Raw genomic sequence first — 19,404 nt, 5'->3', positions numbered from 1 at the left:
GCCGACCGGCACCGCAGCCGACCCTGCGGAGCGGTGCCCCGCATCTCCGACGACATCGTCACCGAGCCGTCGTGGCGACGGAATCCGCGCGTTCACGAAAGCGTCGAACTGGTGCGCTCGACGACCGCCTCCACGTCGTCGCGATCGAGATCGCGGTGGGTCGTCACGCGCACCGTCTCGGGGCCGAATTCGGAGACGAGGACGCCGTTTTCCCGCAGGCGCTCGGTGACAGCCGCGGCGTCGAGGCCCGTCCCGGCGACGTCGACGAGCACGATGTTGGTCTCCGGCTCGGCGACCGACAGGCCGTCGATCTCGTCGAGCCCCGCCGCGAGCGCTCGCGCGAGGTCGTGATCGGCCGCGAGGTCGTCGACGTTCTCGAGGGCTCGTAACCCGGGTCCGGCGACGATCCCGACCTGGCGCATGCCGCCGCCGAAGCTCTTGCGTGCGCGTCTCGCCTCCTCGACGAAGTCCGCGTCGCCGGCGAGGATCGACCCCATCGGCGCGCCGAGGCCCTTCGAGAGGCAGAACATGACCGAATCAGCGGGGCCGATGAGGTCGGTCACGGGAACGTCGAGGGCGGTCGCCGCGTTGAACGCGCGCGCTCCGTCGAGGTGGACGGGTACGCCCCGTTCGTGAGCGGCCTCCGCCGCCGCGGCGATCGCGGCGGGTTCGATCGCGAGGCCGCCCCGGGCGTTGTGCGTGTTCTCGAGGCAGAGCAGGCCGGTTCCGGGTCGGTGCAGATCCTCCTCGACGTAGCCCGCCGCGACCTGCTCGGGCGTCGGAACGCCGCGCGGATCGGCGTCGAGCATGCGCACCTGCAGGCCCGCGTGCCGGGCGAGGCCGCCGAGTTCGTACTTGACGACGTGGCTCCTGCGGTCGGCGAGCACCTCCTGGCCGGGTTCGGTGTGGACGAACGCCGCCACCTGGTTGCCCATCGTCCCCGTCGGGACGAACAGGGCCGCCTCCGTCCCGACGCGCTCGGCCGCCCGCCGTTCGAGTTCGTTGACGGTGGGGTCGTCGCCGTAGACGTCGTCCCCCACCTCGGCCGAAAACGCGGCCTCGCGCATCTCCCCGTCCGGTTTCGTCACCGTGTCTGACCGACAGTCGATCATAGTTTCGATGGGGACGGACCGGTGCTAAACCTGTCGGAGATCGACGCAACCTCTCGAGCCATCGTCGGTCCGGGTCACCGCTGGCACGGTTCCACGACGGTGCGGCACTCACTCGTCGAGATCGAGGTGGGCGAGCTCGTCGGTACCCGTGATGCGAACCTCGGCCCCGCCGTCCGGGCTGTCCGCGGATTCGACGTCCCAGCCGTGTCCCTCGGCCACTTCCGCGACGATCGAGAGGCCGAAGCCGGTGCCGTCGGGCGAGGTGGTCACGCCGTACTCGAAGAGGTCCGCGACGTCGTCGGGAAAGCCGACGCCGTCGTCCGCGACGGCGAAGCCGCCCTCGATCTCCCGGACGGTCACCGTCAGGGGATCGGCCGACTCGTCCGGGCGACCGTGTTCGATCGCGTTGCGAAAGGTGTTCTCGAAGAGCTGGCGGAGCCGCCCCTGGTCGGCGTAAACGGAGCGGTCGACGGGTAATTCGAGGGTGGCGTCGCCCGTGTCGACGTCTCCCCAAGCAGTTTGGGCGACGGTCGCGAGGTCGACGTCCTCCGGGTCGGAGACGGTATTGCCGCCGCGTGCGAGCGTCAGGACGTCCTCGATGATGGCGAACGCGCGGTCGTGCCCGCGCTCGACTTCGTCGAGGTACGAGACGTCCCCGGTGGCTTTGGCCTGTTCGAGGTAGCCGGAGGCGACCGACAGCGGGTTCCTGAGGTCGTGACTGACGACGCTCGCGAACCGATCGAGGCGCTCGTTCTGCTGGCGAAGTTCCCGTTCGCGGGCTTTCAGCTCGCCCAGGTCGGTGTAGATCAGGTAGCCCCGCCCGCCGTCGGCCGAGGCGACGGGGACGCTCCGGAGCAGGAACGGGCGAATCCCGTCGTCGGTCCGGCGGGCCACCTCGGCGTCGACGGGGTCGCCGTCGGCGATCCGGTCGTAGTGACCGAGCGCCGATTCCCGTTCGCCATCGGGAACCAGGCGATCGAGCACCGACTCGCCGACCGCCTCGTCCGGTTCCAGGCCGAACTGGCTGACGAACGCCGAGTTGACGGACTCGATCCGGGGAACGCCGTCCACGAGCGAGTACTCGACGGCCGGGTCCGGGATATTCTGGAACAGCGCGGCGAAGTGGTCGCGCTCGACGGTGAGGGCGTCCTGGTAGCGAACGCGCTCGAGGGCGTTTCCAACGTGGGCGACGAGTAACTCCGCGAGCGTGCGGTCGGTTTCGTCGTAGTAGCCGGGTTCGGTCGAGATGGCCTGGAACACGCCGTCCTCACCCATCGGCACCGAGAGGCCGGATCGATAGGCAGCGTCGGTCGGCCTGGCTTCGGCATCGGCCGCGACATCCTCGACGAGGTAGCTTTCGCCCGTTCGGATGGTCTTTCCGGCGATGCTCTCGTCCGTGCTCGCGAGCGAGACGTCGACGTCGATCTCCGGCGCGGTCGCCGCGCGGGGGACGATCATGCCGTCTTCGACCTCCGCGACGTTGCAGGCGTCGAACTCGAGGATGCGCTCGGCGGACTCGACAGCCAGTTCGAAGATCTCGCTCTCGGTTTCGGCCGCCTCGAACCGGGAAGAGACCTCGTGGAGGCGGTGCAGTTTCGACTGGACGTCCTCGCGTCCGGGGAAGGCTGTTCGGACCGGCACGGTCGAGGTGATCCGACACAGGCCCCAGGGCGTCCCCGGGATCGGGATCGTCTCGAACCAGTAGGACGAGCGCCCGTACGCGAGTTCGCGTCGTCGAGCCGTCCCGTCGACGGCGGCGGCGTAGTTCGCCTCCAGGTGCGCAGACAGCGCGGGTTCGGCGCCGAAGACGTCGGTGACGTGGCCGCTCGAAAGCGTCTCCGGGTCGAGCCCGTCCGAGAGCGCCGCTCCCGTCGCGGCGAGGTGACGACCCGACGCGTCGAAGACGGCGACGAGTTCGTCCGCGACGAACGGGTCGAGGAGGTCGAGGATCCGTTCCGGGTCGCCGCACGAACCGGTCCGGCCGGCCGTACCCGCCTGCACGCGCGAGTCGATCCGGGCCGCGAGCGCGTCCGGGGCGGCCTCGACGGTCGATCGGGAGAGGAAATCGTCGGCCCCCGCGGCGAGCGCGTTCGCGCCCGCGTCCGCGGTGTCGACGACTGCCACCACGGGCGTCGGAGACGGCACCGAGACAACGATGTCGTCGAGCGAATCCGCAGCGGACGGGAGCACGATCACTCCCGCGATCGAGGCTGACTCGATCGCGGGACCGACAGCTTCGGGCGCGGCGACGATCCGCGTGGGCAAGGGATCGATCGCCCGCTCGAACGCCGCCTCCTCGACGGCACCGACGACGAGGATCGTCACGCCCATACCTCGTGCTCGGGAGTGACCGGCTTGTACATTGTGGGTCTATTTCGTTCGAGGGGACGGGCGACGTGGGAGGTGAGACGAACCGGGGCCGTCATACGAGCGGGTAAAACGGTCCGATCTCGTCGGGCCGGTAGATCGCTCCCTCGTGGAAGATCAGGTACTGCCCGGTCGCTAACAGTTGGTTGAGTTGAGCCCAATCGAGGCGCACGGAAAACGTGCTGCCGGCGAACTGCCAGCGGTCGAGCGGCGGCCCACCGAAGGTGATGCCGGGTTCGACGAGGCGAACTGGCAGGGCCACCGAGACCGTGCCGTCACGAACGGAGCGGATTTCGAGGGGCAACACGTCGCCCTGTCCGACGTCCGAAAGCGGGAGCGTGCCGTCACCGTAAACCAGCGGCGACGGCCACGACTCGGCGGCCAGGTTCGCGTACCGGCGGGCCAGTTCGGTCCTGAACCCGCCGGTGAGGCACTTCAGCAGCGACGACCGGACCGCCGTCGCCGGCGGCGACGCGAGCGCGGCCGCGCGGTCGGAGGGGGACGCGTTCGCCGGGAGGTCGTCGCCGGCCGAGTTCGGCCAGGTGAGACAGACGACGCTGCCGGCCTCGAGACACTCGGCCGCGAGGGTCGCCGCGCCGGTGTCGTCCAGAAACACCGTTTTGGCGGCGAAGTCCTCGACCGCGGCCGGTCGGATCGGCCCGTCCGCGCTCGGAATGCCGTCACGACAGGGACCGAGCACGTGCAGGAGGTCCGTCCCCCGGTCGAAGACGGCCTCGAGCGCGTCGCGATCGGGATCGCGGTGGACGGCGACGTCCACCGAGACGTTCGGGTCGGACGTGTAGTACTCGGTGGCGTCCTCGCAGACCGCCTCCAAACCGTTCGCCGGCGCGACGACGTCGACGGCGACCGGATCCGCCCGCCCGACGTACCGCTCCCGGTTCTCGATCGCGATCGGGGAGAGTCGGTAGGCGTCGGCCATCGGATCGGGCCCCATCCAGCCGACGAACGGGGCGGCCGGCTCGGACCGGGGGTCGGGGGGATCGATCGTCGCGAACGAATCGCCGGCAGGGTGTGACGCGTCGATCGCCCGCTCCCGCCGGCTACCGGCCGCAGCGTCTCGATCCGGGCGTCCGCTGTGAAGGTACGGCTGGGTGAGGACGCTGACGAGAGTGGGGAGCGTCCGTGCGTGGTCGGCCGTCGGTTCCACGTAGATGGACGTCGGCCACTCGGGAAAGACGGCGGAAACGCGCTCGAAGTCGACCGAGAGGTACGTCGCCAGGCGGCCGGCGAGCGAATCCGCCATGCAGCGGTCGGCGTCGAGATCCAGCACCGAGAGGGCGTCGCGCTCCATGGCGTCCCAGTCGTACTCGACATCGACCCGGACCAACATGTCGAGGTAGAACACCCGTCGGAGGAGTTCCGCCGCCTCGTGCTGGAACCGGGGCATCGGCGAGAACGTCCGGTCGAGATCGGCGGACGGCGCGACGAGTCGGGGTCGGTCCCGGTCGCTCACGGTAACCCTGGCACCGAGATAGGTGGCGAGCGACGCGGCCGGAACGAGGGACGCGAACGAGTCGGGAAGCCGGAGTTCGATCCCGGTCGTCGTGGTCGGCCGCTCGACGGCCGGCGGGATCTCGATCGCGTCGCCGTACCTGATACGCGGCGGGTGTTTCCGGGAGAGGCTGGCCGTCCGTATCGGCCCGGTCGCCGCGTACTGATAGGGAAAGTGCGAAATCGCCGCGGCGAGGCCCTCGGGCGTCGGCGGGACCGTCACCGAATCGCGGGGCAGGTGGAGGTGGCTCCGAAATCCGACGGTCACCGGCGTCGGCTGGGCGAACGTGAGCGTTCCGCGCCTGGCGTGATCGATCGAGAGCGTGGCCGGACCGGCAAAGGCGATGAACGCGTGTATCGGTTTGAAGAGTTCGAGGATGAAGTCCCCCTCGCCGATGTCGTGATCCTCGCGAGCCGCCACCGCGTCGTGGTCATCGAACGTCCCGTCTACGACCCGCCCGACGGAGGTCCCCCAGGACGAAAACGAGAGTCGGTTGACGCGGCCGGACGTCGTGGCGTCGAGGGCGTAGGGAATCGGCCGCTCCGTCGCGATCGGGTCCCACCCCGTGACCTCGATCCGGGAGACGTTGTTCGCGCGGTCGACCGCGCGAATCGTGGTGTCGAGGTGCTCGATGTCGAGAACCGGTGCTTCGTCGTCGGGCACGACCAGACACGTCACGCGGTACGGGTATAGAGATACTGGTGGACTCGCTCGCTGACCGACGCGAGGCCGGCGCGACGATTGCGCGGCGAGTCGCGGCAAATCGTCGAAACGAAAGGAGTATGCGAGCGGTGACACAAGCGGGCGCACATGGATCCGCGCATTCGCGAACACGCCGCCGTCATCGCCAACCACTCGGTCGGTCTGCAGGAGGACGATACCGTCGTCATCGACGCCCACCCCGTCGCCGAGGACCTGGTCGTCGCGCTCTGCGAGGAGATCGGCGACGCGGGCGGGAAACCGCTCTGGACGGTCAATCGCGCCGGCAAGCGCGCCAACCGCGCCTACCTGCGCGCCGCGGGCGGCGAGTTCGAGACGCCGGAGCACGAACTCGCGCTCATCGAGGAGACCGACGTCTACATCGCCGTCCGCGCCGGGCCGAACGCGACGGAGACCAGCGACGTCGACCCGGCGGTGAACACCGCCTACCGCACGGCCTACCGACCGGTCATGGAGGAACGGCTGGACAAGCGCTGGTGTCTCACCCAGTTCCCCGCCCCCGGTAACGCCCAGCTCGCCGAGATGAGCACCGAAGCCTACGAGAACTTCGTCTGGGACGCCGTCAACAAGGACTGGGCCGACCAGCGCGCACACCAGGAACAGCTCGTCGAGATCCTCGACCCCGCCGACGAGGTCCGCATCGTGAGCGGCGAGGAGACCGACGTCACGATGTCGATCGCGGGCAACCACGCCATCAACGACCACGGGAAGTTCAACCTGCCCGGCGGCGAGGTCTTCACCGCGCCCGTCCCTGACTCCGTCGAGGGCACCGTCCGGTTCGACATGCCGCTGTACCACGAGGGACGCGAGGTGACCGACGCCTACCTGAAGTTCGAGGACGGCGAAGTCGTCGCCCACGAGGCCGGCAAGAACGAGGCCGTCCTCACCGAGGTACTGGAGACCGACGACGGCGCCCGCCGCCTGGGCGAACTCGGCATCGGCATGAACCGCGACATCGACGAGTTCACGTACAACATGCTCTTCGACGAGAAGATGGGCGACACCGTCCACATGGCGGTCGGCCGCGCCTACGACGAGACCGTGGGCGAGGACAACGAGGCCAACGACTCCTCGACGCACGTCGACATGATCGTCGACATGAGCGAGGACTCGTTCATCGAAGTGGACGGCGAGCGGGTTCAGGAGGATGGGACGTTCGTGTTTGAGGAAAGCGAGGATTGAGCGAGCGAAGTGAGCGAAAATCCTCGGGATCGCGAGCGGCGAAACCGCGAGTAGCGCGGTTTGAGGCCGTCAGGCCGAAAACCGCGGAGATGCGAACGGGGAACGAAGTGACCCGTGAGCGGCGAGGTCTGAGCGAACGGAGTGAGCGAAGCCCTCGAAACTGCGAGCGGCGAGATTCGGAGCGCCGAAGGCGCGAGAATCTCGGAGAGGTGAGCGGCGAAGCCGTGAGCGAGCGCCAGCGAGCGAAATCCTCGGATAGACGAACGGAGAGCGAATCCGGAAGCCGAACCGAGCGCACCGGTCGCCGACTTGAACCGCGAGAGGAGTACGATGATCGAGTCCGTTCGATCCGCGCTCGTCACTGCAGAGCCGATTGCGATCTCGCGAGCTTCCACACTCCGAACAGCAGTACCACCGGGAAGGCCAGCACGACGAGGTGGTAGACGACCCCCGCGGGGAGCAGCGGTCCGACGTGGAACCAGAGCAGAACGGCCTGTATGACGAGCACGAGCGTCAGCTTCGTGTCGACGTCCATCGTACGCGTACCGGAGTCCCGAATAAAAATAACAATTTCCATCGGAAGCGGACGAACTCGAGTCGGCGAGAAAAACCGCGGAGCTACGCGAACGCCGGTCCGACGGTCGCGTGGGAGCGCGGTCAGTGCGGGGCGGTCGCGTAGGCCGCCCGGAGGATCGCGACCATCCAGGTGGCGCCGACCGCGGCCGCGCCCAGACCGATGAGTGCGCTCTTCTGTTGCTCGCTGAGCGAGGACGGCTTGAGGTGCGGGCCGAGTGCGACGGCCGCGAAGAAGCCGACCGCGGCGAGCAGGAAGATCGACGCGACGATCGTCACGAGATACGTCGTGCTCATGCCGCCGATGGTCGCCATTCCGTACGCGAGTACTGTGCTCGACATCCTAGATAGAACGTGATCGTCGTCGTATTTGTAGCCCTCGGTTTCGGCGAGGGACGCGGTCCCCGCGCGTCGCGCTCGAACGCCGCGTCACAGTCGTTCGCTGGGGGATGCCCGGCGTTCGGCCCAGAGTTCAACCCAGCCGAGCGCGTCCTCGCGATGGGCGTGACCGGCGAACTCGACCAGCGCTTCGCCGTCGACGCGGAGGTGGTCGGCGTCGAACGCGGGTGCGGGCTCGTCCCGCCACTCGACGAGTCGCAGTTCGTCGAACCGAACCTCGCGTTCGTGAACCTCGGGCGGGCTGAGGATCCAAAAGCAATCGACGTACTGGGCGTCGTCCGGGCGGACGAGGTCGAGCGTGAGGCGAGCCCACTCGCCGTCGGTCCCGTCGATGGCCCAGCGATCCTGGGTGAACGACGAGCCGCCGGTGTCGTCGTACCAAGAGACGGCGAGTTCGAGTCCCTCGTCGTCCGTCGTCCGGTAGACGGTCGAGAGGGTGAGGCGCTCGTTCGAGACGGGGAGCCTGAGCCAGGGGCTGAGGAGGGCGTTATCCACGTTGCCGCTGTGGCGAGCGAGCCGGAGCCCGCTCGCGTACTCGCGACCCAGTCCGGGCCCCGACGAGTCGCCGTGGCGCCCGAACCGCCAGAGCGGTCCCTCGAAGCGATCCTCGTCGACGATCGGATCGCCGAATTGCCCCGTCGGGAACCGCTCGCGACCGAGGGCGACGCTCCCGTCCTCGACCGAGAGCGACTCGATCCAGCTGGTCGACCCGGCGAAGATCGTCGCGTCGCCCGAGAGCGAGACCTCCCGTCGGGAGAGTTCCGGCGTGACCGCCGTCGTATCGACGAGTCCGGTCGGCGATGGGAGGAGCGACGCCTCCGACGTGTCGCCACTCGACCGGGTAACCGACGTGGCGGCGGTCGAGCGAGCGACCGACGTCGCGAGCCGCCCGGTGACGCCCTTCGGCACGTAGCCCTCGAGGAGGATCGGGGTGATCGACGCCCGGAGCACGCCCTCGCGAGTGACGTGGGCCGTGAGGGTGTACGACTGTAGCGTCGCCCAGATGTTCTGGTCGAATATCAGATTCCCCAGCGTCCAGGCGACGAGCGCGCCGTTGCGGCGCTCGATGCCGCCTGCCACGTGAGGATGGTGGTTGACGACCAGGTCGGCGCCGGCCGAGGCCGCCGCGTCCGTGAGGCGTTCGAGTCGTGGCGTCGGCTCGCGAGCGTACTCGTCGCCGCCGTGGATCTGCACGACGACGACGTCCGCGCGCTCGGTGGCGCGCTCGACCGCGCCTGCGAGGCGGTCGTCGGTCGGTTCGGCGACCCCGGCGCCGCCCGAGACGGTGATGGAGTCGCCGGCGCGTTCGACCGTGTGCGACCGATCGGGCTCACGGTCGGCCGACCAGTCGAGGTCGTACTGCTCGCCGGTGATCGTCGTACACGAGAGGAAGGCGACGTCGATACCGTCGCGCGTGACGATCGCGGGTTCCCAGGCGGCGTCGCGATCGAAGCCGGCACCGGAGTGGTGGATGCCGGCGTCGTCGAGCGCCCCGATCGTGTCTTCGAGCCCCGGCGTGAGCGCGTCGAAGACGTGGTTATTTCCGAGCGCGGCGTATGAGAGGCCGGCATCTGCCAGCGCCTCGGCCGCGACGGGGTGGCTGACGAACGAGTACAGTTTCTCCGGGTGGCGCCACTCGGACGTCGTCAGCGGCGTCTCGAGGTTGACCGACGAGACGTCGGCGGTCTCGAAGATGGGCGCCACGGGATCGAGGATCCGCCGGTGATCAGCCGATCGCGACGACGGGTCGATCCGGAACCGGTACGACAGCGCGTCGTCGTTCGAGCGGTAGAACCGCCGCCCGAACATCACGTCGCCGCCGAACGAGAGCGAGATCGTTCCCGCTGACGGGGTCAGCGCGAGGCGGTACGATCGACGCGGCCGGGCCGCTTCGAGCTGTGGAAGGTAGCCGTCCGCCTCGGCACGGATCCAGACCGGCCCGTCGATCGTCAGCTCGAATCGGCCGGACTCGTCGGTGACGATGGTATCCAGGGTCTCGTCGGTCCGAAACGCACTGACGGCGACGTCGGCGAGCCCCGATCCGTCGAGATCCGTCACGACGCCGGAAACCGTCGCCTCGTCGTAGTAGTCGCCGGCGGGCGCCGGATCGACCGGCGCCGGTTCGGGATCGAACCACGACGAGGTACAGCCCGCGAGCGCGCCGACGGAGGCGGCGGAGAGTCCTTGGAGGACGCGCCTCCGGTGGTAATTTTCTCCCATTCGTTCGTTGGTTCCGATCTGTGCTCAGGTTATTATAGATGTGACGATACGAGGCCGTTCGGTCGCGGCGTCCGAACCGCCGAACGGGTACCAGCGATCGAAACGGAGGCACCGTGATCGGCGGGCAGTGAAACGAGGCGCGAGAATGCGCTGCACGAATCGATCGGAAGCGGGCGACAAACGGCAGCTGAAGCGGGTCGGAGCGGTGTCGGTTCGCCGCGACGGAGCCGTGACTGTCGGGGGGTCGGCCCGGTCGAGGAACGTGTCGGCAGTGGGCCGACGCAATGGTCGGACCGATCCCCAGCTGTGATGCCGTGCAGGGCTGCCGACGCGGGACCGTACTCGCCGGAGACCAATCAGCGTACCGATGGCGAAACACACTCGCCAGTCCCGCTCAGCGGCGATCCTCGGGAGACGCCTCCTCGAACGGCGCCGTCGCCTCCGCAGCGGGGCGGCCGACCCCGACGAACAGCGAGAACAGCGCCCCGAGCAAGAGGCCGTAGAGCATGTGCCCGAGGAGTGCCCAGAATCCGACCGCCGGCAGGTTCGCTCCCACTCCGCCCGCGTCGGTCCAGAGCCGGAAACCGATCACGGGCAGGACGGCCCAGATCGCCAGCCCGTAGACGACGCCGGCCAGCGCAAATCGGGTGTGCAGGCCGGTCGCCGCCAGAAACCCGGTATCGACGTCCGCGGAGAGGGCGCCGATGACCGGCGCCCGGGTGACGAGAAAGCCGAAGACGATGCCGAGAACGATCCCGTGCGCCAGGTGAAAGACCCAGACGAGCGGCCCGGCCTCGATGCCGTAGAGTGCGGGGACGATGTTGGTGACGAACGTCGGTTCGAACAGCCACAGCACCACGCCGAAGAGGGCGGACCCGAGTAATCCGCCGAGTGCGCCGCCCAGCAGCCAGTCGAACGACCCGCCGAGACCGGCGTCGTGGGACCTGCGCCGAGTGCCCATACCGTCGGTTCGACGCGGATCGCGAAAAACGTCGGGCGCGCGAGTGCGTGATCGGGTGGCCGGCGACGTCCGATACTCCGTTCCGTGTCGGCCGGTCAGTCCTCGCGTCCGTCGATACCGGCCGATCAGACCTCTCGGCCGTCGGCGTCGACCGCAACCGCCGGCGCGGAGACCGACGCCCGCGTCCACAGCGCGCGCCCGAGCATCGCGACGACGGCGGTCGCGAGCAGGAGCGAACAGAAGTACCAGGGCTTGGCCTGGACGACCGCCAGCCCGCGCGCCGAGGCGGGAACGATCCCCAGCGCCAGGAAGTAGCACGCGGCGAGCACACCGAGCGATTCGCGCCGGTAGCCGTGCCAGTAGCACAGTCCCACCAGGAGGCCGGCGAGGAGGCCCAGTTGGCCCGAGTGGAGTTCTGGAATCGTGCTGAAGATCGACGAGAGGACGGTTTCGACCCTGGCCATGCGCGTCGTTCGTGCGAGCGACACCGTCGTCTTGGTTGGCATGAACCTGGACAGCCTCTAAGAGTAACCGGGGCGCGAACGCGACAAACCGCTGAGGGCGAGAGTGGTGAGGTGCGGGCCGCCCACCGTGTGAGAGGGTGTAACGTAGTCAGCCACGAAGCGCGACCCCGTGCAGCCGACCTCTCTAAACACGTACTCCCCGTCGTACGGGACTGAGTTCGGCTAGACGGCGCCAGCGGACGGGGACTATAGCCCGAGTTCGCCGTCGACGATCTGCATCGCGACCACGGAGAGGTACTCGATGTACGGGCCGCGACGCGTCGGTTCGCCGGCGTCGACCTGCAGCCGGTACAGATCGCCCAGACGGTCGCGAGGATGAACGCCGCGAACGCCCGATAGAACCGTTCGTTCTCGAACGCGCATCCGGCGGCCGCCTCGTAGCGTCGAACCAGTTCTCGCCGACTGGGGCTGCCGGGATCGCTCGCGTACGGTGCGAGGCCCCGCTGGTTCATCGATTCGAGGTCGGCGCGGACCCCCGCGTCCAGGGGGTCGGTCCGAACGAGTTCGATCGGGACGGTCGGATCGCCGTCGTCCCGCCACCGGAGCAGAAGGTAACCGAGTTCGACCAGCGGATCGCCCACGAACGCCGTCTCCCAGTCGAGGACGCCGGCGATTTCGGGGTCCTCGCCCGTCACGAGCAGATTTCCAGGGCGGAAGTCCCCGTGGACGAGCGCCGACTCGGCCTCGGCCGGCGCGTTGGCGCGAAGCCACTCGGCCACGCGTCGCAGGCGCGGCCAGTCCTTGCCGGTCGCACGCGAGGCGTCCTCGAACTGCTCGACGATGCGGTCGATCTGGTCCCGGAGCGGGCGCCGATCGCAGACCTCGACGAATGGCTCGACGTCGACCGCGTGGAGCGCCGCGAGCGTCTCGACGAGACCCACGGCGAAGCGCTCGCGGGCCGCCGGCCGACGGTAGCGTTCCGGAAGGTCGGTTCCGAGCGGAATCGGCTCGCCGTCGAGGTGCGTCATCACCAGAACCGGATCGCCGAGGAGCGACTCGTCCGGGCAGATCGCGACGGGGGCCGGCGCACGAATCGATGTCGTCTCGAGCGCCTGCAGGACGGCGTACTCCCGTTCGATCGAGTTGAACGTCTCGCGATCGCGAACCGAACCGGTGATGCGCACCACGTAAGCCCGTTCGGTCTCGGCCGTCGAGACGGCGACGGATCGATTGAGCCCGTCGTGTAACAGGGTCGCCCCGGTCACCGCGACGCCGGCCTCGCGGGCGAGAACCGAGGCGATCGCGGACCGTTCGGCAGCTGAGACCGTCATAGTCGCTCGTTCGTCCGATTCGTGTTAACGGCTCCGTCTCGCTGGCGACGTCTCCAGCGGTAGTGACGGGTTCGACCGGCGCGGGGTATCGTCGGCGTGGAGTGTGCCCGTGCGACCGACTTACCGAGCGTTCCTGTTCGGCGATTCGTCCAGTAGCGTCCGTTCGGGGCTACGCACGCCGAGGTGACGATCGCGCGCGTAGCGATAGCTCGAAGGATTGTGGAATGTTACACGTTCCAATATCACGGTCGTATCGTGCCCGACACCAGATCGTTATCAGTAATCGCGACCGATTAGCAGTTGTCCGTCCGTTTCCTGGCTCGAAAACCGAAGTTTCTGAGCGTACGGCGGAACGATACCGGCGCCATCGTGGAGTTACGGTCGTGAGGGACGGCCGATCTAACGCGTCGTTTACCGTCCAAAGACAACCAGCAACGACCGATAGGTACGCCGGGTTCGATCGGTTGACGCACCCAGAACGGTCGTACGGGGTGGTTGTTGCGTACCAACTCCTGACGTTATATTCAGTCCTGTATCTCAATAAATCATCTGGCACGGCACCGAGCAGTCGATTCGGTAATCGGCCGTGTCGGAGTGTATCCATGAAACGACGAAATTTCCTGATCGGCGCCGGCTCTGCTTCCCTCGGCGGAAGCGCCATCGTCGGATCGGGCGCGTTCAGTCGCGTCGAATCGGACCGAGCCGTCTCCATCGCCGTCGCGGAGGACCCGGACGCCTACCTCGGATTGGACAAGTGTGACTCGCCAAACGGCAGTTACGCCCACCTCGACGACAACGGCCACCTCAAGATCTACATGGACGAGGACAACCCCACGCGGGACTCGACCCCGCTGGGTGCCGGAATCAACTCGAATTCCACGAGTTGGTTCCACAACGTCTTCCAGATCTGTAACCAGGGCAAGGAATCGGCCTGCATCTGGATCCAGGACGACGATAACTGGCCCACGTACGAGGGCGACCGCCGCGTCGAATTCTACCTCGGCGCCGACGACGAGGCCTCGATCGTCGGCGAGGGTAACGCCGTCGCGCTCGACGTCGGCGAGTGCATCTGCGTCGGCATCCGCACCAAGAGCTACGGCCTCGAGGAGGGCGATATGCTCCTCGACGCGCTCGACAACGACGTCACCATCGTCGCCGACGTCGACGGCGACTGTAGCGACGACGGCGATGGCGGTGACGACGGAGATGACGGCGACGACGGAGATGATGGTGACGACGGCGAAACGTGTCCGGACGGCCTCGAGATCAAGTACGATATCGGAGACGGGTCGTGGGATCCGTCGGAAACCCACGGCGTCGAGTTCGTCGCCGGCGACGAGACGGGTGCGGCGTTCTCCGCCCCGTTCGCGGTCGACGTCTACGTCTTCGGCGGTAACGTGCAGGAACAACAGCACAGTTCGGTATCCGGCGAGTTCGACGTGACGAAAGTCGACCGCTCCGAGTCGGGCCAACCGGACGCCGACATCAGTCACGTCTGGGTCGTTTGCCCGGGCGCCGAGGAACCCTCAGTCGGAAACTAACGCTATCCGGAACCACGCTGGGAGCTGGCGGTTCGGGGCGAACCAGAGCGGAAGACGAACGGAGTAACGCGATACAACGGACCCGTGGCCTCGACGGCGGTCCCAGCACTACTATATCGTCGACCCCCAATAGCCCCTATGGTCGACCGCCTTCTCGTTCCGTACGACGGGAGCGCCGCCGCGGCCGAGGCGCTTCGCTACGCATTCGAGACGTTTCCCGACGCCACCGTCGAGGTCCTGTACGTCGTCGAACCGTTCGCCGCGCACACGGACGCCGGCAGCGACGACGCGCGACGCGAGTGGCGCGACCGCGCGGCGGCCATCGCGGGCGAACGGTTCGACGAGGCGCGGGCGATCGCCGCCGAGTACGACGCCGCGATCGAGACCGAGTGGCGCTACGGGCGGCCGGGACACGAGATCGTCGACCGCGTCGCGGCGGACGACGTCGATCAGGTGGTCATGGGCTGTCACGGCCGTAGCGGCATCGAACGGCTCATGCTCGGGAGCGTCGCGGAGACGACGATCCGTCGGTCGGAGGTGCCCGTGACCGTGATTCCGGAGGCGTGATCGGCCGCGGCAGGTCGACGCGGGATAATCCGGCCTTATCCGTGCCAATCGATCGCTTGCTCCCGACAATGGCGGAATTACCGCGTCGTTCGCCGGCGGCGACGGTCAGCCGCGGCGGCTCGGCGCGGCATCGCTGGACCGTCAGTGGCCCGGACGGTCTCTGGGGTTCGTCCTCGTGGTCCCAGTCGGACATTTACCGCGAAACGATCGACGGCCACCGTGGAACGGTCGGGCGTCGTTTTACTCGTCTGCACACCACAGATCGTCGGGGAGAGAACATGACAGCACACACCGCAGCAGACGAACGCCCAACGGACGGGTCGAGAACGAACGACTTCGGCGTCGACCGACGCAGCGTACTGGCGCTGGCCGGTGCGAGCGCGCTGGGGCTCGGGTCGGGGGTCGCGAGCGCCGACTCACACGACGGCGACGACGGGAGCGGCGGCCTCTTCCTCGCGGCCGCGACGGGCGGCCAGCAGACCGAGGACGTCGACACCGAGGCGGCCGGCGGGGCCGCGTTCAGCCTGAGCGAGGACGGCAGCGAGATGGAGTACGCCCTGCTCGTCTCCGCGATCGAGGACGTGACGCAGGCCCACATCCACCTCGGCGGAGCGGGCGAAAACGGGCCGGTCGCCGTCTGGCTCTATCCCGATCCGGAGGCGACCGAACCCGAACTCCAGGAGGGGCGCTTCGACGGCGTCCTCGCCACCGGGACGTTCACCGAGGAGCACCTCACCGACGCGGTCGAGGGCGGAACGATGGACGCGCTCCTCGAAGCGATCGAGGGCGGCGGTGCCTACGTGAACGTCCACACGGAGGAATACCCCGCCGGCGAGATCCGCGGTCAGCTCACGTCGGCCGAGGACGTCGCCGCGGCCCTGCAACACGAGCACGACGGTGACGCGGTCGACGAGACCGACGAACGGGACGGCGGAACCGCCGACGGCAACCGGAGCGACGGTGCCGGTGGCAACGAGACGGCCGGCGGATCCGATGGTGGCGGTGGCGACGAGAACGACACCGCGAGCGGGAATACCTCCGACGACGGCACCGACTACGGCGGGTAGTAGACCGTTCGGTCACGCGGTCGCTCGACCGCCGCCGACCCATCGCGCCCGGAATACAGAAGTGCTGCTCGCGTGAGAACGGAGTATGTCTGAAGCGCTCGACCTCGAGGATCTCAACGCCCTCCGGCGGCCGTCGGACGTGGCGCTCTCGCCGGAGGGCGCCCGCGTCGCGTACGTCGTCTCCGAAGCCGATCCCGACGCGGACGAGTACCGCCGGTCGCTGTTCGTCGCCCCGACGGACGGGAGCCGAGACCCGCACCGACTCACCAGCGTGGCGAACGCGGAGTCGCCCGCGTGGGGGCCAGGAGGCGAGCGACTGGCGTTTCTCGCGACCCGTGACCGGGACGTCGAACTCGCGGTCGGATCGAGCGACGGAGACGAGGACGATTCGACCGGAGACGAGGACGAGGGCGAGACGGAGTCACCGGATGCGGACGACGGTGATGGGTCCGAGGCCGACGAGCCGACGCCCCAGGTCTGGGCGTTCGATCTCGCACGCGGCGGTGACGCCCGACAGATCACCGATTTCGACGAGGGCGTCCGCGAGTTCGACTGGAGCCCCGCGGGCGAGCGCCTCGTCGTCTCCGCGCGCGATCCGACCGACGACCAGCGGGACTACCTCGCGGGCGTCCGCGAGGAGAACGAACCGTACGAGGTGACGCGAACGCAGCACAAACGGGACGGAGCCGGGTACCTCGACGGCGTCGAGACCTACCTGTTCGTCCTCGACGCCGAAGGACGCGGCGTCGCGCGCGACGCCGCGAGGCGACTCGACGACGCGGTAGGTCGCGGCGCTCGCGAACCGTATTTCGGTCTCCAGCCGGCGTGGGGTCCGGACGACCGCATCGCCTTCGCCTCCTACGCGGGCGACGACGAGCCGGACGAGACCTACGCCCTCGACGTCCACACCATCTCGCCCGAGGGGGACGATCACCGGACGCTGACCGAGGGTGCGCTCACCGCGGCGGTGCTCCGGTGGTCGCCCGACGGCACCCGCCTCGCGTACGTCGCCGCGCACGCGACGAACACGTACCACCCGGCGGAGGTCCACGTCGCGGACGCGGAGGCGGGCGAGACGCGGTCGGTCTCGGCCTCGCTCGACCGGACGGTCGCGCGGGCCGGCGCCCCGGAGTGGGTCGGCGAGGGCGAACTCGTCGCGCCGGTCGGGGACGAAGGCCGGACCCGGCTCGTCAGACTCGACGCGGAGACCGACGACCCGGAGCGGATCTTCGAGGCGCAGGGCGACGACCGCACGGTGACGGGGTTCGACGCCACGCCGGAGACGACCGCCGTCGTCTGCAGCCACCCGAGCGAGGGGCCGGACGTCTTCGGCCTCCCGACGGCCGACCTCGATTCGGGCGTCGAGCCGACGCGACTGAGCGCGTGCAACGACGCGCTGCTCGAAGGTGCCGCGCTCCCGTCGTTCGAACGTATCACGTACGAGAACGACGACGGCGAGACCGTCGAGGGCCAGGTCTACCTGCCCGGATCGTTCGAGTCCGACGACCACGACGAGGCGGACGCCCTCCCGCTGATCTGCTACGTCCACGGCGGGCCGACCGCCTACGACGCGCCGGCGTTCCGGTTCGACTACGCCTACTGGACCGGCCGGGGCTACGCCGTCCTGAACGTCAACTACCGCGGCTCGACCTCCTACGGCCGATCGTTCTCCGAGTGCATCCGCGGCGAGTGGGGTCCGCGCGAGGCCGACGACATTCTCTCGGGCGTCTCCACCCTCGTCGAGCGCGGCTGGGCCGACCCCGACCGACTGTTCGTCGGCGGCTTCTCCCAGGGCGCCATCAACACGCTCTACGTCGTTACGCGGGACGATCGCTTCGCCGCGGCGGCGCCGGAACACGGCATCTACGACTTTCAGGCCAACTTCGGCCCCGCGGACATGCACCAGTGGTACGTCAACGACCTGGGCGTCCCGTGGGAGAACGCAGAGGGCTACCGCCGAATCTCGAGCGTTCAGGACGTCGACCGGGTGAACACCCCGCTCCTGGTCACGGCGGGCGAGAACGACTGGCGCTGTCCGCCCTCGCAGGCCGAGCAGCTCTACGTCAGCGCGAAACGCGCCGGCGTCGAGGCGAAACTCGTCGTCTACCAGGACGAACACCACGGCATCTCCCGGCCCGGTCGACACGCCCACCGCCTCGAGACGCTGACCGACTGGTTCGAGGCGCACGATCCCGGCGTCGAGCAGGATGAATCCGCCGAGTAAGGAACCCGTGCAGTGAGACGGACGGCCTATCGAGAGCGTCCAGCCCGCTGTCCACGCCGCGATCGCCGTCCGGTGATCGGGTTCGGGAGATTTAACACCCAGTGATATCATATCGGCTACCTATCCATGGACGACCGGACGACGAACCGGCGACTCTGGGACGCCTGGAGCGAGGACTTTCAGGCGCTGTGGAACGCCGACACGGCCGATGGCGAGGCGCCGCCGGCGCCCTGCCCGTTCGCCGAGGACGCTCCGGGTGGCAGCCACCCCGACATCCTGCCGACCGTCGAGGGGATCGATTTCGTCGAGCTCGGCTGCGGCGGCGGCCAGGGCAGCGTCGGGGCGGCGCTCCACGGGGCCGACACCGTCGTCGGCGTCGACTTCTCGGGCGAGCAACTCGCCCACGCGCGTCACCTGCGGGATCACTACGGCGTCGAGGCGGAATTCGTCACCGGCGACGTGACGGCCGTCCCGCTGGCCGAGGGCTCCTTCGACGCAGCCTTCTCGGGCTGGGTCTACCAGATGGTCGAGGACCTCGAGGCCTGTTTGAAAGAGGCCGGGCGCGTCCTCCGGGACGAGGGCGTCCTCGTCCTCGACGTCCCGCACCCGTTCTCCGAACTGTTCGACCCCGAGAACCGGGAACTCGTCCGCAGCTACCACGGGACCGATCGCCGAACGATCGCGATCGACGAGGCCTACGACGTCGACATGGTCGTCTACGACCGAACGATCGCCGACCTCCACAACGCGCTCGTCGACGCCGGCTTCGCGGTGGAACGGCTCCTCGAACCCGGGAGCGACGACCCCGAGGAGCACGACGACGACCCGCTCGAGAGCGACCGGGCTGACCTGCCGGCGTCGGTCCCGCGCAACCTCCGGTTCTGGGCGACCGTCCGGTGACGACCGCCGGGGCGCGTCGGGTGGTCGCCTCCAGTTTCCACGCGCTCGATTGACTACGGGGACTCGTTTCAGCCTACGGATTCCACTCGCAGGCGGCCCCGTAGGTGAGTTCGTTCGCCTCGATGTGGGCGACCAGACAGGCGTAGTTGCAAAACGGGTCAGGCTCGCTACTCGCCCCGTCTCGAACGAAGACGGGCTGGTGCCGGTCGACTTCGCTATCGCAGTACGCGCAGGCCGGGCTCATACCGATCGTTCGATCGTGA

Annotated in this window: 16 protein-coding genes and 1 pseudogene; 6 read left to right on the top strand and 11 right to left on the bottom strand. The window is 68.6% G+C overall.

All coding sequences use genetic code 11. The annotated features are described in order from the left end of the window. Nucleotides 1-92: 92 nt before the first annotated feature. The 3 genes from MXA07_RS04915 to MXA07_RS04905 all read right to left on the bottom strand — a co-directional run bounded on the left by MXA07_RS04915 (nt 93) and on the right by MXA07_RS04905 (nt 5,655). Entirely contained in the window at nt 93-1,112 is a 1,020-nt protein-coding gene (locus MXA07_RS04915; protein ID WP_247730934.1) for a threonine aldolase family protein, read from the bottom strand. Nucleotides 1,113-1,220: 108 nt separating this feature from the next. Then, on the bottom strand, nt 1,221-3,443 hold the full coding sequence (locus MXA07_RS04910; protein WP_247730933.1) for a sensor histidine kinase: 2,223 nt from the start codon (nt 3,441-3,443) through the stop codon (nt 1,221-1,223). A gap of 91 nt (nt 3,444-3,534) precedes the next feature. Next, on the bottom strand, nt 3,535-5,655 hold the full coding sequence (locus MXA07_RS04905) for a hypothetical protein (protein WP_247730932.1): 2,121 nt from the start codon (nt 5,653-5,655) through the stop codon (nt 3,535-3,537). Between the two features lie 147 nt (nt 5,656-5,802). Here MXA07_RS04905 and MXA07_RS04900 point away from each other — a divergent pair, with 147 nt between their 5' ends. Beyond that, nucleotides 5,803-6,894, top strand: a complete 1,092-nt coding sequence (locus MXA07_RS04900; RefSeq protein WP_247730931.1) for an aminopeptidase — start codon at nt 5,803-5,805, stop codon at nt 6,892-6,894. 358 nt (nt 6,895-7,252) lie between these two features. On the opposite strand, the gene MXA07_RS04895 is transcribed toward MXA07_RS04900, so the two are convergent. From MXA07_RS04895 to MXA07_RS18270, 7 genes and pseudogenes are all read right to left on the bottom strand, one after another. Continuing rightward, a complete protein-coding gene (locus tag MXA07_RS04895; protein ID WP_247730930.1) occupies nt 7,253-7,429 on the bottom strand; it encodes a hypothetical protein in 177 nt (58 codons plus the stop codon). Nucleotides 7,430-7,551: 122 nt separating this feature from the next. Continuing rightward, nucleotides 7,552-7,809: a hypothetical protein gene (locus MXA07_RS04890; RefSeq protein WP_247730929.1), complete on the bottom strand. Its 258-nt coding sequence runs from the start codon at nt 7,807-7,809 to the stop codon at nt 7,552-7,554. Between the two features lie 87 nt (nt 7,810-7,896). Continuing rightward, nucleotides 7,897-10,086, bottom strand: a complete 2,190-nt coding sequence (locus MXA07_RS04885) for a CapA family protein (protein WP_247730928.1) — start codon at nt 10,084-10,086, stop codon at nt 7,897-7,899. Between the two features lie 394 nt (nt 10,087-10,480). Continuing rightward, on the bottom strand, nt 10,481-11,047 hold the full coding sequence (locus MXA07_RS04880) for a hypothetical protein (protein ID WP_247730927.1): 567 nt from the start codon (nt 11,045-11,047) through the stop codon (nt 10,481-10,483). A gap of 125 nt (nt 11,048-11,172) precedes the next feature. Beyond that, the gene (locus tag MXA07_RS04875; protein WP_247731708.1) at nt 11,173-11,511 is read right to left on the bottom strand and encodes a hypothetical protein; all 339 of its coding nucleotides are present in this window, start codon (nt 11,509-11,511) and stop codon (nt 11,173-11,175) included. 246 nt (nt 11,512-11,757) lie between these two features. Further along, nucleotides 11,758-11,934 carry a hypothetical protein gene (locus tag MXA07_RS04870; RefSeq protein ID WP_247730926.1) on the bottom strand — a complete coding sequence of 59 codons (177 nt, stop codon included), beginning with the start codon at nt 11,932-11,934 and terminating at the stop codon, nt 11,758-11,760. Between the two features lie 194 nt (nt 11,935-12,128). Then, nucleotides 12,129-12,842: pseudogene (locus MXA07_RS18270) on the bottom strand (phosphotransferase family protein); the annotation flags it as partial. Nucleotides 12,843-13,444: 602 nt separating this feature from the next. Here MXA07_RS18270 and MXA07_RS04860 point away from each other — a divergent pair. From MXA07_RS04860 to MXA07_RS04840, 5 genes are all read left to right on the top strand, one after another. Beyond that, on the top strand, nt 13,445-14,383 hold the full coding sequence (locus MXA07_RS04860; RefSeq protein ID WP_247730924.1) for a DUF1102 domain-containing protein: 939 nt from the start codon (nt 13,445-13,447) through the stop codon (nt 14,381-14,383). 138 nt (nt 14,384-14,521) lie between these two features. Then, nucleotides 14,522-14,950, top strand: a complete 429-nt coding sequence (locus tag MXA07_RS04855) for a universal stress protein (protein WP_247730923.1) — start codon at nt 14,522-14,524, stop codon at nt 14,948-14,950. A gap of 278 nt (nt 14,951-15,228) precedes the next feature. Further along, nucleotides 15,229-16,017 (top strand): CHRD domain-containing protein, encoded by a 789-nt coding sequence (locus MXA07_RS04850; RefSeq protein ID WP_247730922.1) that lies wholly within the window; start codon nt 15,229-15,231, stop codon nt 16,015-16,017. A gap of 85 nt (nt 16,018-16,102) precedes the next feature. Continuing rightward, a complete protein-coding gene (locus MXA07_RS04845) occupies nt 16,103-18,241 on the top strand; it encodes a S9 family peptidase (protein WP_247730921.1) in 2,139 nt (712 codons plus the stop codon). Between the two features lie 126 nt (nt 18,242-18,367). Further along, nucleotides 18,368-19,141, top strand: coding sequence for a class I SAM-dependent methyltransferase (locus MXA07_RS04840; RefSeq protein ID WP_247730920.1), 774 nt, complete (start codon nt 18,368-18,370; stop codon nt 19,139-19,141). 73 nt (nt 19,142-19,214) lie between these two features. On the opposite strand, the gene MXA07_RS04835 is transcribed toward MXA07_RS04840, so the two are convergent. Continuing rightward, on the bottom strand, nt 19,215-19,385 hold the full coding sequence (locus tag MXA07_RS04835) for a hypothetical protein (RefSeq protein WP_247730919.1): 171 nt from the start codon (nt 19,383-19,385) through the stop codon (nt 19,215-19,217). Nucleotides 19,386-19,404: the final 19 nt, after the last annotated feature.

It is taken from the genome of Halovivax limisalsi, from assembly GCF_023093535.1.
Lineage (GTDB): Archaea > Halobacteriota > Halobacteria > Halobacteriales > Natrialbaceae > Halovivax > Halovivax limisalsi.
This window is presented reverse-complemented; position numbering and strand designations above follow the sequence as displayed.